This is a genomic window from Hyphomicrobium sp. ghe19, from assembly GCF_902712875.1.
Taxonomy (GTDB): domain Bacteria; phylum Pseudomonadota; class Alphaproteobacteria; order Rhizobiales; family Hyphomicrobiaceae; genus Hyphomicrobium_B.
The window spans coordinates 1-13,454 of record NZ_LR743509.1; the positions used below are offsets into that span (position 1 = coordinate 1).

A 13,454-nucleotide genomic window follows, 5' to 3' on the forward strand; every position below is an offset into this window, starting at 1 on the left:
ATGCAGGCAGCACAAAAAGCAGAATCTCAGGATGTCGGTAGCGGACAGGGCGCCGAGTCTCCGACGAGCGCGGTAGAGGGCCGCGGTCAGAAGGTTCGTGCGATGCTGAAGGTTCAGCTCGGCGACGAGGTCTATTCGAGCTGGTTCAAGAGCTTGGAATTCGAAAGCTTCGACGGGCGGATCGTCAAGGTTTCGGTGCCTGTGAAATTCGTCCGCAACTGGATTCAAGAACATTATTCCGATCATCTGCTGCACTGCTCGCGCATAGAGTTCGCGACCGTCGAACGCGTCGAAGTGGTTTGGCGCCAGCCGGGCGCGGTTGCGCAGCGACCGGGCGAGGTGCGTTCTCAAGACGCGAACCATGCGGTGATTGCAGCGACGCCTCCGCCGGCTGCCCACACCGATCTTCCGCAGCGTCCCGCGGCTTTGCGCGCGCCGGTGCTTCCGGTGCAGAGAACGTCGGCTGGCGGCCTCGAAGGCTCGCCGCTCGACCCGCGCTATACATTCGACAGTTTCGTCGTCGGCGCCTCGAACCGCATGGCGCATGCGGGCGCGACGCAGGTCGCGGAAACGGTTCTTTCCGGCGCACCGGGATACAATCCGCTCTATATTCACTCGCAGGTCGGCCTTGGCAAAAGCCACCTTCTTCACGCCATCGCCTGGGAAGTGAAGAAGCGCGCGCCGAACGCTCAGGTACTGTATCTGACGGCGGAACGCTTCCGCTATCAGTTCGTCGAGGCTCTCCGCTCGTCCGATCCGTTGGCTTTCAAGGAGCGGTTCCGCAACATCAACATGTTGCTGATCGACGACCTCGAATTCCTGCAGGGCGAACGTACGGAGCAGGAGTTCGATCACATCATCAACGCGCTGCTCGACGGCGGCAAACAGGTCGTCGTCGCGTCGGCACGGGCTCCCAATCAGATCGAGCGCCTCAACGAACGCATGCGTTCGCGCCTGCAGCGCGGCCTCGTTACCGAGCTTCAATCGCTCGATCACGAGCTGCGGCTCAAGGTGCTGGACAAGCGGCTCGCCGAGAAGCGTGCGGCGGACCCGTCGTTCTCGCTGTCGCGGGATGTCGTCGATCTTCTGGCGCTGAGGCTTACGGAGAACGGCCGCGAGCTCGAGGGTGCTGTCACGCGCCTTTATGCAACGTGGCAGTATATGCGGACGCCGATCACGCTCGATATCGCCGAGACCGTCATTCGCGATCTCGTGCAGAATCTCGAGCCGCGCCGGATCAAGATCGAAGACATTCTGCGGATCATTTCGCGGCATTACGGTGTGTCGAAGGGCGATCTCCTGTCGCAGAGGCGTCATCGTTCCGTCGTCTGGCCGCGCCAGATCGGAATGTATCTCGCCAAGCATCTGACGGCACGGTCGCTCCCGGAAATCGGACGCCGTTTCGGTGGCCGCGACCACACGACCGTTTTGCATGCGATCCGCAAAATCGAGGGCGAAATCAGCAAGAATCCGAACCTCGGAGACGAGCTTGAGGAGCTGAAGAGGCTTCTCAACCACTGACCGCAAAGTCACCCCTTGCGGCCTGATGCGACGAAGGGCCGGCACACCAACCCCCTGGAGTGCCGGCCTCGCCGTTTTTGGCCTGCAAAAGGCCGCGCGGCGGGGGGGCCTGGCCGGTTGAGCGGCCATTCTCTGGCCTGTCTCTGGTCCGTATCCGGGCGGTTCTTTGGCCGGTTCTCGGCTGGCCAATACATCTTGCTTGAAAAGATGCCATCTTTCGGCTCTGATCCTGCTCCGCGGGCGATTCCGTTCAAGGGGAAGCTTCGGGCCAACCGTTCTTTGCGCGTGACGCCACGGCGGTTTCAGGCCGCCATTCCACGCGCAATTTCATAGTCAATGCTGAGGATAGATATGCGTCTCGAGATCGAACGTGGGGAACTCTTGAAGGCGCTAAGCCACGTTACGAGCGTCGTCGAACGCCGCACGACGATACCGATCCTTTCGAACATCATGCTGAAAGCGACCGGCGACGTTCTGATGTTCAAGGCGACGGACCTCGAGCGCGAGGTCAGCGAGAGCGTCAGCGCGAAAGTTGCGACGCCCGGTACGCTCACGGTTCCTGCACACGTTTTGCACGACATCGTGCGTAAGCTTCCGGATGGCGCCGAGATCGAGATGAAGCGCGACGGCGACAAGGAGCGCCTGACGATCACGTCGGGTCATTCGCGTTTCAGCCTGCAGATGTTGTCGGCCGACGACTTCCCGGATCTGGCGGTCGGCGAGATCGGCCATGAGTTCACGATCGAAGCTGGAGACTTGAAGCGGCTGATCGACAAGACGCGCTTCGCGATCTCGACGGAAGAAACGCGCTACTACCTCAACGGCATCTATCTGCATCCGGCCGAGACCAACGGCACCAAGACGCTGCGCGCGGTCGCGACCGACGGTCACCGCCTCGCGCAGGTGGAGCTGCCTTTGCCGAAGGGCGCGGAAGGCATGCCGGGCGTTATCGTACCGCGGAAGACGGTGCACGAGCTTGCGCGGCTTCTCGAAGACACGAGCGCGAAAGTCAAAGTCGGCGTTTCGCAGACGAAGGTCAGGTTCGAGATCGGGCCGGTCGTTTTGACGTCGAAGCTGATCGACGGCACGTTCCCCGATTACGGCCGCGTCATTCCGCACAACAACGACAAGGAAATGAAAGTCCCGAACGCATCGTTCAAGAGCGCGGTCGACCGCGTGTCGACGATTGCGAGCGAACGCGGGCGCGCCGTCAAGCTCAACGTCGGCAAGGACAAGCTGATCCTGACGGTGAACAATCCGGAAGGCGGCAGCGCGACGGAAGAGATTTCCGTCGGCTATTCGTCCGGTCCGCTCGAGATCGGCTTCAACGCGCGCTATCTGCTCGACATCGCCGATCAGCTCGAGAGCGAAGATGCGCGGTTTCTGCTCGCCGATCCCGGCTCGCCGACGATGGTGCGCGACGGCGGCGACGGCAGCGCGCTTTATGTGCTCATGCCGATGCGGGTGTAGGCAGGGGTCCGCCGCTCGATTTCTCCTCCCCGACGGGGAGGGGTTAGGGTGGGGTGACGATCAGTTCCGTCTCCCCATTTCTGCACTCAATTGGGAGAGGGGTAGACCCAGATCAGATGTCTCGTGCCGTTTATGTGGCGAGTATTTGATCCAAAACGCCGTCGACGTTTTCGCAGATATCATTGTTGTGAACGCGGACAACTTTGTAACCGAGCGCCATCAACGTTTGTGTGCGCTTAGAATCGTGGGCGAGTTCGGACGGCGTATCGTGCGTGCCGCCATCAATTTCCACGATCGAGCGCGCATCGCGGCAAGCAAAGTCGACGTAATAATTTTCAATCGGGAATTGCCGAACGAATTTGACCCCCCCGAGCCGCCGGTCGCGCAAGTGGAACCAGAGCTTGTCTTTGGCCGCTGTCGCGTTTGATCGAAGGACGCGGGCACGGTTTGCTTTCCATGGTTGCGTCCCGCGCATTCTGGCTCCCCCTGTCAAAATTGAAGTTGTGCCGCCCCTCACCCTAACCCTGTCCCCGCCCGGACGGGGAGAGGGAATGATCGAGAAATATTTCAGAATCTCGCGAGTGGTGATAAGCGCTGCCGATGATATCGATGCTTAATTCCCTGTGGGTCGAGCGGCTGACGCTGACGAATTTTCGCAGCTATGTTTCGGCCAGCGTTGCGACCGACGCGGGGCCGCAGGTGATCGTTGGCGCGAACGGGTCGGGCAAGACCAATCTGCTCGAAGCGTTGTCGCTGCTTTCGCCGGGCACGGGCTTGCGGCGCGTGCCGTTCATTGAATTGGCGCGCGCTGGGGGCGACGGCGGTTTCGCGATTGCGGCGCATGCGCATACGCTCGCGGGTCCGGCGGATATCGGCACTGGGTTGGCGGCGGGCTCCCAGACGAGCGCGCGGGCAGAGGGTTCAGGACGAACCGGCCGCATCGTTCGTATCGATGGCTCGGCGCAGTCCGGTTCCGGCATTCTTGCCGACTATCTCGAAATCGTCTGGGTGACACCGGCGATGGACGGGCTTTTCACGGGGCCGGCTTCCGAGCGGCGGCGTTTTCTCGACCGCTTGATCCTGTGCTTCGATCACAGCTACCGGACGATCGCCGGGCGGTTCGAGCGGGCGATGACGAGCCGCAACCGCCTGCTTGCCGACGGCGTGCGCGACAACGCGCAGCTTTCCGGCTTCGAGCAGGTGATGGCGGAGACGGGTGTCGCGGTTGCGGCTGCCCGGCTCGAAGCTGTGGCGGCGATGGCTGCAATCGTCGAGACGCGGCGCGAGCGCGATCCAAATTCCGCGTTTCCGTGGTCGTCGTTCCGGCTCGTCGGAACCATCGAGGACGATCTCAAGCGTCTTTCGGCCGTCGAGGCGGAAGATGCCTATGCGCGAACGCTCCGCGAAACGCGCGAACGCGACCGTGCGGCGAGCCGTACGCTCGATGGGCCGCATCGTTCCGATCTGATCGTCGAGCACGGTCCGAAGGCGCTCGAAGCGCGTCAGTGTTCGACTGGCGAGCAGAAGGCTCTACTTCTCGGGCTCGTGCTCGCGCACGCGGAGCTTCTGACGGAGCGGCAGGAGGGGGCCGCGCCCATTCTCCTCCTCGATGAAATCACGGCGCATCTCGACGTCCACCGGAGGGGTGCGTTGTTTGCGGAAATTCTCCGGCTTGGAGCGCAAGCCTGGATGACCGGGACGGACGCGGAAGCGTTCTCGGCGCTGCGGGAAAAGGCACGATTCTGGGGGGTGGAAGAGGGAAAGATCGGGGCCCTTCGTTAAGTCCGCCGATCGGGACAAACGGCCACATCCAAAACACTGTAAAACAAGGGCTTTTCGGCCTCGATTTATGACGATTTTTTAGGGCTTTTCGGGGCGGTTTGTGCTATAAAAACGGACCATAATTCCGTCCGCTGAGAAAGCCCGCTAATGAACGCCCAACCGCTCAAGAAAACACCTGCGCCGGATGACTACGGCGAGGACAGCATCAAGATGCTGAAGGGGCTCGATGCGGTTCGGAAACGTCCCGGCATGTACATCGGCGACACCGATGACGGATCGGGTCTCCACCACATGATCTACGAAGTCGTCGACAACGCCGTCGACGAGGTTCTGGCGGGTCATGCGCATGCCTGCACGGTGACGCTGAACCCCGACGGGTCGTGCACGGTGCGCGACGACGGGCGCGGCATTCCGACCGGCATCAAGCGTGACGACGATCAGGTGCCGAAGCGTTCGGCTGCCGAGATCGTGTTCACCGAGCTTCACGCGGGCGGCAAGTTCGACCAGAACTCGTACAAAGTTTCGGGCGGTCTGCACGGCGTCGGCGTGTCGGTCGTCAACGCGCTGTCGTCTTGGCTCAAGTGCCGGATCTGGCGCGAGGGCAAGGAGCACTTCATCGAGTTTCACAACGGCAACGCTATTGCGCCGTTGAAGGTCGTCGGCGACGCCGGTGAGGAACGCGGTACCGAAGTCACGTTCCTGCCGAGCACAGAGACGTTTCACAACGTAACGGAATTCGACTTCGCGACGCTCGAGCATCGCTTGCGCGAACTCGCGTTTTTGAACTCCGGTGCGAGGATCGTTCTGATCGATGCGCGCCATGCCGACGTGAAGCGCCAGGAATTCAATTACGATGGCGGCACGGCCGCTTTCGTCCGTTTTCTCGATCGATCGAAGTCGTCGGCGCTGCCCGAGCCGATCATGATCCATGCGGAGAAGGACGGCATCACGGTCGAAGCAGCTCTCTGGTGGAACGACAGCTATCACGAGACCGTGCTTACCTTCACGAACAATATTCCGCAGCGCGACGGCGGCACGCATCTCGCCGGCTTCCGCAGCGCGTTGACGCGCATCGTCAACAAGTACGCGGAAGAGAGCGGTATCGCGAAGAAGGAGAAGGTCGCGCTTTCGGGCGACGATGCGCGCGAAGGTTTGACGTGCGTGCTTTCTGTGAAGGTGCCCGACCCGAAGTTTTCGTCGCAGACGAAGGACAAGCTCGTTTCGTCGGAAGTGAAGCCGGTCGTGGAATCGGCTGTCGGCGACCAGCTCGGCGCGTGGTTCGAGGAGCATCCGAAAGAAGCGAAGGTCATCGTCGGCAAGATCGTCGAGGCGGCGCTTGCCCGTGAGGCTGCGCGCAAGGCTCGAGATCTGACGCGGCGGAAAGGTGCGCTCGACGGGCTGCGTCTGCCGGGCGGTCTCGCCGAGTGCCAGGATCGCGACGCGTCGAAAACGGAAATGTTCATCGTCGAGGGCGACTCGGCGGGCGGTTCCGCCAAGCAGGGCCGTAAGCGCGAGTTCCAGGCCGTGCTGCCGATCCGAGGTAAAATTCTGAACGTCGAGCGCGCCCGCACCGACAAGATGCTGTCGTCGGAGCAGGTGACGAACATCATCGCCGCGCTCGGCACCGGCATCGGGCGTGACGAATTCAAGCTCGACAAGCTTCGCTATCACAAGATCATCATCATGACGGACGCCGACGTCGATGGCGCGCACATCCGTACGCTGCTGCTGACGTTCTTCTACCGGCAGATGCCGGAGCTCGTTGAAAAGGGCCACGTCTACATCGCGCAGCCGCCGCTCTACAAAGTGGCGAAAGGCAAGTCGCATTCGTACCTGAAGGACGAACGGGCGCTCGAGGATTACCTGATCGATCAGGGCCTCGTCGACGCCGTGCTGATCGGCGGCGACGGCACTGAGCGGGCGGGCCGGGATTTGCGCGACGTCGTCGAGCAGGCGCGGCAGATCGCGGGCGGCATCAACGCGTTGCATTCACGGTATAACCGAAATGTCGTCGAGCAGGGCGCCATCGGCGGTGTGTTCGACGCGTCGATCCTGTCGACGCCCGATTCACAGAGGGCCGACGAGATTGCCCAGAGGATCGCCGGACGTCTCGATTCCATCGCCGAAGAGATGGAAACGGGATGGCAGGGCAGCTACGGCAACGACGGGTATGTCTTCAAGCGCGAGGTTCGCGGCGTCACCGAGGTTCAGATACTCGATCGGGCGCTCTTGGGTTCGCTCGATGCGCGGCGCTTGAACGAGCGTCACGAACATCTCGTCGAACTCTACAACACGCCGGCGAAGCTCAAGCGCAAAGATAAGACCGAGATCATCACCGGTCCGCGTTCGCTGCTCCAAGCGGTGTACGAGGTGGGCCGGAAGGGTCTCGATCTGCAGCGCTACAAAGGTCTGGGCGAGATGAATCCCGAGCAGCTTTGGGAGACGACGCTCGATCCGGACGTGCGCACCCTGCTACAGGTGAAGGTCGGCGATCTCGCCGAGGCCGACGAGATTTTCGCCAAGCTGATGGGCGATGTCGTCGAGCCGCGGCGCGAGTTCATCCAGGAAAACGCGCTCAACGTTTCGAACTTGGACGTGTGAGGATACCGGCGCCCGCGCTGTGCGGCGCCAAGCAAACTTTCCGGATGGAAATTGCCTCTGGATCCCGGCTCGCTTTGTGCGGCCGGGATGGGACTAGCGAGGCCCCCTCACACACCTGTAATCCTCGGGCTTGTCCCGAGGATCCATCGTTCCGCATCGACGGTGCCCGCTGCCCGATGGATCCTCGGCATGAAGCCGAGGATGACAGTGGGTAGATGCGCCCTGGGTCCGGCTTGTCGCTGCGCGGCGGCCGGGATGACAAGAGGTTACTCTCAGCTGACGGTGTAGGTCGCATCGATGGTCGGGCGGCGACCGTACCGAGCACTGTGCTTATCGGCGTGACGCTTCAGCAGTGCGACGTTCTTCAGGTTCGATTTGTAGGCAACGTCGAACATATCGCCGAAAATGGGGATGCTGCCGACAGCGGTATCGAGCGCGGTATTCATCGCCATGCGGGCGATCAGCCAGCGTGGCGCGCCGAGGCGGCGCGCTTCCCAGATGATGTAGCTCGCGATCGCCCCTGAAATCGCATCGCCGATGACGGGAATGAGGCCGAGAACGGCGTCGATACCCATGACGACACTGGTGCCCGGAATGCGGATGGCGCTGTCGAGGACCTTTGCCAAGGCTTCGATGCGCGCGAAGCTTTCGTCGAAATCACCCGCCGGAAGGGAGCCTGCGAATTCCTCTTCGAAGCGGCTTCGGTCCATTCGTTCGAACATTGTCGACATCGGCTCCGCCATTGCGTCTCCAATCGGAAACGTGATGTGGGATCGACAAGTTCCGGCACAAGACCTGCGGCGGTGCGCGCGCGCTCGATGAGCGCTCAGCTAGAGCGCTTCCGCGGAAATGCGCGCGTCTCGGTTCCCGCCTTTTTGGCCGCACTCTGAAGCTCAGTGCGGAACTCATCGCGCTTCTCGTGAATGGAGGCGATGACGGGGCCTGTCGGAACGCCGAGACCGACGAGGGCTGCCTCCGAGAGCTGGAGGCTCGCCTCGATTGTTTCCGGCACGGCATCGTTGACGCCGATTTCGTAGAGATGGCGCGCGTGGTTTGCGTCCTTGGCGCGTGCGACGATGAGCAAATTCGGGTGACTTTTGCGCAAAGACTTCACGATGGCGTCGATCTCGCTTTCCTTATGGATCGTGATGATCGCCGCCTTGGCCGTATCGAGGCCGCAGTGCTCGAGGAATTCCGCGTACGTCACGTCGCCGTAGTACACGGGCTTGCCCTCGCGCCTCGCATTGGCGACGAGATTTGGTGCGCGGTCGACGGCGATGTAGGAGACTCTGTGCTCGGTCAGCATGTCGCCGATCAATTGTCCGACGCGGCCGTAACCGACGACGAGAGCTTTGACGCTGCCGTCGCTGACGGGCGTCACGGTCAATTCCGGATCGATCTTCGGCGCTGGGACGTACCGTTTGGCGAACTTGCGGCCAAGCTTGGCGCACGCAGGTATCAACGCCATCGTGATCGATACGGCGGTGAGCAGGATACTCATCAACTCTTGATTGATAAGTTGCGACGCGTGCGCGAGCGTCAGGATCACGAAGGCGAATTCACCGCCGGGCGCCAGCAGCAGGGCCGATTCAATAGAAGCCGATTTCGAGACGCTGAAGAGGCGGGCCAATACGTAGATGATGACCGCCTGCAGTCCGAGCAGGCCGACGGTCGTCGCGAGGATCGCGGCCGGCTCGGCTATCAGCGATTGAATGTCGAGCTGTGAGCCAACTGAAAAGAAGAACACGCCGAGTAGCAGCGATTTGATCGGCTCGATGGTCGCTTGCACGGCTCTGCGGTATTCGGTTTCCGCGAGGATGAGTCCGGCGACGAACGCTCCGAGTGCCAGGGACAGACCGGCGGCGGCCGTTATGAAGGCCGTGCTGACCGCGACGAACAGGGTGGCGGCGATGAAAAGGTCGGCGTTATGCGTCTGAGCTACAAGGCGGAATAGGGGCTGAAGCAGAAAACGGCCGACGCCGACGATCGCGATCAGCGCGATGGCTGCTTGTGCGAGCGCGGTCAGAATTTTGGTGACGATCGACACGTCATTTCCCGGCTCGAGAATGCCGACAAGGATGAGGATCGGGACGACCGCGAGATCCTGAAAGAGGAGGATCGAGAAGGTGGTTCTTCCGACAGACGTCGCGAGCCGCTTTTGGGAGGCAAGCAACTCGATGACGATGGCCGTCGAGGACAGGCAGAGGGCGGCACCGATAACGAGCGCAATGGCCGGAGGCTGGCCGAGCGCATAGGCAACCAGACCGATGAGGGCTGCCGAGACGACGACCTGAGAACCGCCGAGGCCGAACACCAAGCGCCGCATCGTCGAGAGACGTTCGAAGGAAAGCTCGAGACCGATGATGAAGAGAAGGAAAACGACGCCCCACTCTGCAAATTTCGATAATCGTTCGGGGTCGGTAATCGTCAGATAGGAAAGCTGAGGCAGGTGGGGGACAAGGGCTCCGAGGCCGCCTGGGCTCAAGAATGCGCCGGTCAGAAGAAAAGCAAGAACCGTACTGACGCCGAAGCGGTGCAAGACGGGAACGACGACACCAGCAGTGCCGAGAACTAAAAGCGTATCCTTGTAACTAGCCAGATCGACCGGAACGGACATCGATTCTCCTTGTTGAGTCACGCCACTATGGCGGTCCGCGAAGTCAGATTCCACAGGTCATATTATTTCTGTTCGCCCGCGTTGCTCATTTGCAGTGTCTACAACTCACTCAGCGGATGAGTTCGGACTTCGGCCGATGACGCGGCGTTTAACGCGACCTTAGCCATCGTCCGATAACAATGAGCGGAATTATCCCGCTACCCTTTTCAGATCAGGCTTTTCAGAGGCTGGACGGCGAAGGGACCAACTCCGCCTTCGAGGTTTGACCGTATTGCGCGCCATTGCTGCAGCTTTGCGTTTTGCACTGTGGCTCGTCCGCGGGCTGCTGCTCGGCGGCCGCCGTCCCGCAGCGCCGGTTGAAATGACGCTGCCGGGTTCGTTTCAGTCCGTTGCGACGCAGGCCTTCCGGTCGGACGAGGCGACGGCCGACCTGTCGCAACTCAACGCGCAACAGCCGCCGCAACAGCAGTTGGCGCCAACGGTCCCCATGCGGCGCGGATTTCTCAGCCAGCTGAAACTCAAATACCGGTTGGCGTTCGGCGCTGGTGTGCTCGGGGCGGGCCTGCTGATGCTGACTTTCGCCGTGATGATGGTCTATTACACGGTCGTATTTCCCGATCCGCTCGCGATCCGCAACACCGCGCACGCGCCGCTCGTGCGCGTTCTGGCGCGTGACGGTTCGACGTTGACCGAGCGGGGCGCGCCGCGCGAGTACGTTTCCCTCGATCAGCTGCCGAAAGTCGTGCCCGCCGCCGTCGTCGCGACGGAGGATCGACGGTTCTTCGATCATTACGGTGTCGATCCCGTCGGAATGATCCGGGCGATGTTCGCGAACTTGCGCGCGGGGCGATTTGCTCAGGGCGGCTCGACGCTGACCCAGCAGTTGGCGAAAAACCTATTCCTGACACAGGACCGGACGCTGACGCGAAAGATCGCGGAGCTCGGTCTGGCGTTGTGGCTCGAAGTGCGGCTGTCGAAGGCCGAGATCCTCGAGCTTTATTTGAACCAGGTGTACTTCGGCGGCGGGGCTTACGGTATCGAAGCGGCGAGCCGCCGTTATTTCGACAAGTCGGCTCGCGAGCTGACATTGCCGGAAGCGGCGCTCATCGCCGGGCTTCTCAAAGCGCCATCGAAATATTCGCCGGCTGCGAGCCCCGGGGCGGCGCGTGCGCGTGCGCGTGTCGTGATCTCGAAAATGTTCGACGCGGGCTTCATATCGGAAGCGCAGCAGACGCAGGCGCTGGCGCAGACGCTGGTCTTCAACGAGCAGAAGATGGCCAAGGCATCCGTCGATTCCGGTTACGTCGTCGATTACGTGCTGGAGCAGGTGGAGGCGATCACCGGCGGCGACGATACCGATCTCGTCGTCGAAACGACGATCGACAAGACATTGCAGCGGCGCGCCCAGGAAATCGTCGCGGATAGCCTCGCGCAGAAGGGGACGGCGCTCGGTGCAAGCCAGGCGGCCGTCGCCGTGCTCGATGGCGATGGCGGCATTCGCGCGCTCGTCGGTGGACGCGATTATGCCGACAGCCAGTTCAATCGCGCCATCAAGGCGAAGCGCCAGCCGGGCTCTGCGTTCAAGCCGTTCGTCTACCTCGCTGCTTTGCAGCGCGGGATGTCGCCCTCGACCGTTGCGAACGACGCGCCGATCACGATTGGGGGCTGGTCGCCGAAGAACGATAAGAACGAGTACGTTGGGCCCATCACGCTGCGCCGCGCCTTGGCGCAGTCGGTCAACACGGTGGCCGTGCGCCTCAACCAGGATATCGGGCGCGGAACGGCGGCCGATCTTGCGGAGCGCCTCGGGGTGAAATCCGAATTGCGCGAAGGACCGGCGCTCGCGCTCGGAACGTCGGAAGTCACGCTGCTGGAATTGGCGGGGGCTTATACGGCGTTTTCGAACGGCGGCGATGTCGTCGACCCGCACGTGATCGTCCGCGTCGCGACGGCTCAGGGCCGTGTGCTTTTCGAATTGAAGCCGCCCGCCCATACGCGGATTGCGGAGGCGGATAGGCTCGGTGCGTTGAACGACATGCTGAATGCGGCGGTCGTTTACGGTACGGGACGGCGCGCCGCGCTCGCCGATCAACCTGTCGCCGGCAAGACCGGGACGACCCAGGATTTTCGCGATGCCTGGTTCATCGGATACACCAGCCATCTGACCGCGGGCGTGTGGGTTGGCAATGACAACGGCCGCCCCATGAACCGCGCAACCGGCGGCACGCTTCCAGCCGAAATCTGGAAGCAGGTCATGCGCGTTGCGCACGAAGGTCTCGCGCCTGAGCCATTGCCGGGAACGGTCATCGGAAACGCCGACGCCGATGCGGCCGACTTCGGCATCAGTCCGCTTGTTGCCGCTTCGACCGCGACGCGGCCGCCGCGCGTCGTCGAGGCGAAAGAAGTGTTGCCATGGACGCCGGGGCGCGATGCGCAAGAGCGGCTGGGCGGCAGCCAGACGCTGTCGGCGGATGCGAGCGGGCCGTCAGCGTCTGCGAAAAATCATCCGGCCGACGAGATCGATGAAGCTTTCGTGTCGCGCGCGATTTCGGGGACGACGCCGGGCGAAGTTAAAACCGCCAGCGGCGCAGCGCCAAATGCTGCGCCTCAAGGACAGAGCGGGTTTTTGTCATTCACCAGCTGGTGGTGAGTTTACGGGCTGGCCGTGCGGCGGCCCATAACGATGAAGATCGGGGCCCAGAACCTGCAGCCATTGTTTGGCGGTTTCGAAGTCGGGGCAGATCTTTTTGACGAGCGCCCAAAAGCGCGGTCCGTGATTCATTTCCGCGAGATGAGCGACTTCGTGTGCGGCGACGTAATCGAGCACGAAGGGCGGCGCCAGGATCAAGCGCCAGGAAAATGAAAGCGCTCCCGTCGTGGAGCACGATCCCCAACGGCTCGTTTGATCGCGGATGCCGATGCGCGTCGCCTTGACCGAAAGAGGACGCGTGTACTTGGCGACGCTTGCCGCGAGATCGCGCTTCGCCTCGTCGAATAGGAACCGGGTGAGCCTATCGGGTGCGCGCTCTTTATCGCCGGGGACGATGATCGAGGGACGACGACCCTGGCGATCGTCGACGGTGATCACACGCGTGCGCGGGTTGCCCGTGAAGGAGATGGTGTGAGGCGTGCCGCGGAGCGGCATCGCGGCTGCATCTTCGAAAGGAACGTGGTTCGGCAGACTGTCGAGACGGGCGCGAACCCAATCGATGTGCCGGTTGAGAAACGTGCCTGCTTCATCGAGATCGCACTGCAGAGGAAGCGTGACGATCACTGCTCTGCGCGTGCGACTGACGCGCAATGTCAAACGGCGTGCGCCCGGATGACGACGAACTTCGAACTGTGCGCCGATATCTTCGAGGCGGACCGATCGCGTTTTTGAACTCAGGTCGATGGCGCGATGTCCATTTATGATCCTCATGCGCTCTGCCCCCAAAAGCCGACGCGCATCTTATCGATGCAA

General features: G+C 62.0%; 9 protein-coding genes. 5 read left to right on the forward strand and 4 right to left on the reverse strand.

The features are described 5' to 3' along the window. Window positions 1–1,521 (forward strand): chromosomal replication initiator protein DnaA, encoded by a 1,521-nt coding sequence (dnaA, locus tag AACL53_RS00005; RefSeq protein WP_339081192.1) that lies wholly within the window; start codon window positions 1–3, stop codon window positions 1,519–1,521. Window positions 1,522–1,872: 351 nt separating this feature from the next. Then, window positions 1,873–2,991, forward strand: coding sequence for a DNA polymerase III subunit beta (dnaN, locus tag AACL53_RS00010; protein WP_339081194.1), 1,119 nt, complete (start codon window positions 1,873–1,875; stop codon window positions 2,989–2,991). 130 nt (window positions 2,992–3,121) lie between these two features. Here the strand turns inward: dnaN and AACL53_RS00015 are convergent, their stop codons facing one another. Beyond that, complete coding sequence (locus AACL53_RS00015) at window positions 3,122–3,466, reverse strand: endonuclease domain-containing protein (RefSeq protein WP_339081196.1); 345 nt, start codon at window positions 3,464–3,466, stop codon at window positions 3,122–3,124. 134 nt (window positions 3,467–3,600) lie between these two features. On the opposite strand from AACL53_RS00015, the gene recF reads away from it, so the two are divergent. Next, on the forward strand, window positions 3,601–4,773 hold the full coding sequence (gene recF / locus AACL53_RS00020; protein WP_339081198.1) for a DNA replication/repair protein RecF: 1,173 nt from the start codon (window positions 3,601–3,603) through the stop codon (window positions 4,771–4,773). Between the two features lie 147 nt (window positions 4,774–4,920). After that, the gene (gyrB, locus tag AACL53_RS00025) at window positions 4,921–7,374 is read left to right on the forward strand and encodes a DNA topoisomerase (ATP-hydrolyzing) subunit B (RefSeq protein WP_339081200.1); all 2,454 of its coding nucleotides are present in this window, start codon (window positions 4,921–4,923) and stop codon (window positions 7,372–7,374) included. A gap of 272 nt (window positions 7,375–7,646) precedes the next feature. Here the strand turns inward: gyrB and AACL53_RS00030 are convergent, their stop codons facing one another. After that, a complete protein-coding gene (locus tag AACL53_RS00030) occupies window positions 7,647–8,117 on the reverse strand; it encodes a DUF4112 domain-containing protein (protein ID WP_339081202.1) in 471 nt (156 codons plus the stop codon). 83 nt (window positions 8,118–8,200) lie between these two features. Beyond that, the gene (locus AACL53_RS00035) at window positions 8,201–9,991 is read right to left on the reverse strand and encodes a cation:proton antiporter (RefSeq protein ID WP_339081204.1); all 1,791 of its coding nucleotides are present in this window, start codon (window positions 9,989–9,991) and stop codon (window positions 8,201–8,203) included. Between the two features lie 271 nt (window positions 9,992–10,262). On the opposite strand from AACL53_RS00035, the gene AACL53_RS00040 reads away from it, so the two are divergent. Beyond that, entirely contained in the window at window positions 10,263–12,641 is a 2,379-nt protein-coding gene (locus tag AACL53_RS00040; RefSeq protein WP_339081206.1) for a transglycosylase domain-containing protein, read from the forward strand. On the opposite strand, the gene AACL53_RS00045 is transcribed toward AACL53_RS00040, so the two are convergent. After that, entirely contained in the window at window positions 12,621–13,412 is a 792-nt protein-coding gene (locus AACL53_RS00045; RefSeq protein WP_339081208.1) for a M48 family metallopeptidase, read from the reverse strand. The two genes, AACL53_RS00040 and AACL53_RS00045, sit on opposite strands and share 21 nt — an antisense overlap. Between the last annotated feature and the right edge of the window lie 42 nt (window positions 13,413–13,454).

Bases quoted from the DNA above. Each gene is read 5' to 3' on its own strand.
- dnaA (WP_339081192.1), top strand. From the start codon at position 1: ATGCAGGCAGCACAAAAAGCAGAATCTCAGGATGTCGGTAGCGGACAG.
- dnaN (WP_339081194.1), top strand. From the start codon at position 1,873: ATGCGTCTCGAGATCGAACGTGGGGAACTCTTGAAGGCGCTAAGCCAC.
- AACL53_RS00015 (WP_339081196.1), bottom strand. From the start codon at position 3,466: ATGCGCGGGACGCAACCATGGAAAGCAAACCGTGCCCGCGTCCTTCGA.
- recF (WP_339081198.1), top strand. From the start codon at position 3,601: ATGCTTAATTCCCTGTGGGTCGAGCGGCTGACGCTGACGAATTTTCGC.
- gyrB (WP_339081200.1), top strand. From the start codon at position 4,921: ATGAACGCCCAACCGCTCAAGAAAACACCTGCGCCGGATGACTACGGC.
- AACL53_RS00030 (WP_339081202.1), bottom strand. From the start codon at position 8,117: ATGGCGGAGCCGATGTCGACAATGTTCGAACGAATGGACCGAAGCCGC.
- AACL53_RS00035 (WP_339081204.1), bottom strand. From the start codon at position 9,991: ATGTCCGTTCCGGTCGATCTGGCTAGTTACAAGGATACGCTTTTAGTT.
- AACL53_RS00045 (WP_339081208.1), bottom strand. From the start codon at position 13,412: ATGAGGATCATAAATGGACATCGCGCCATCGACCTGAGTTCAAAAACG.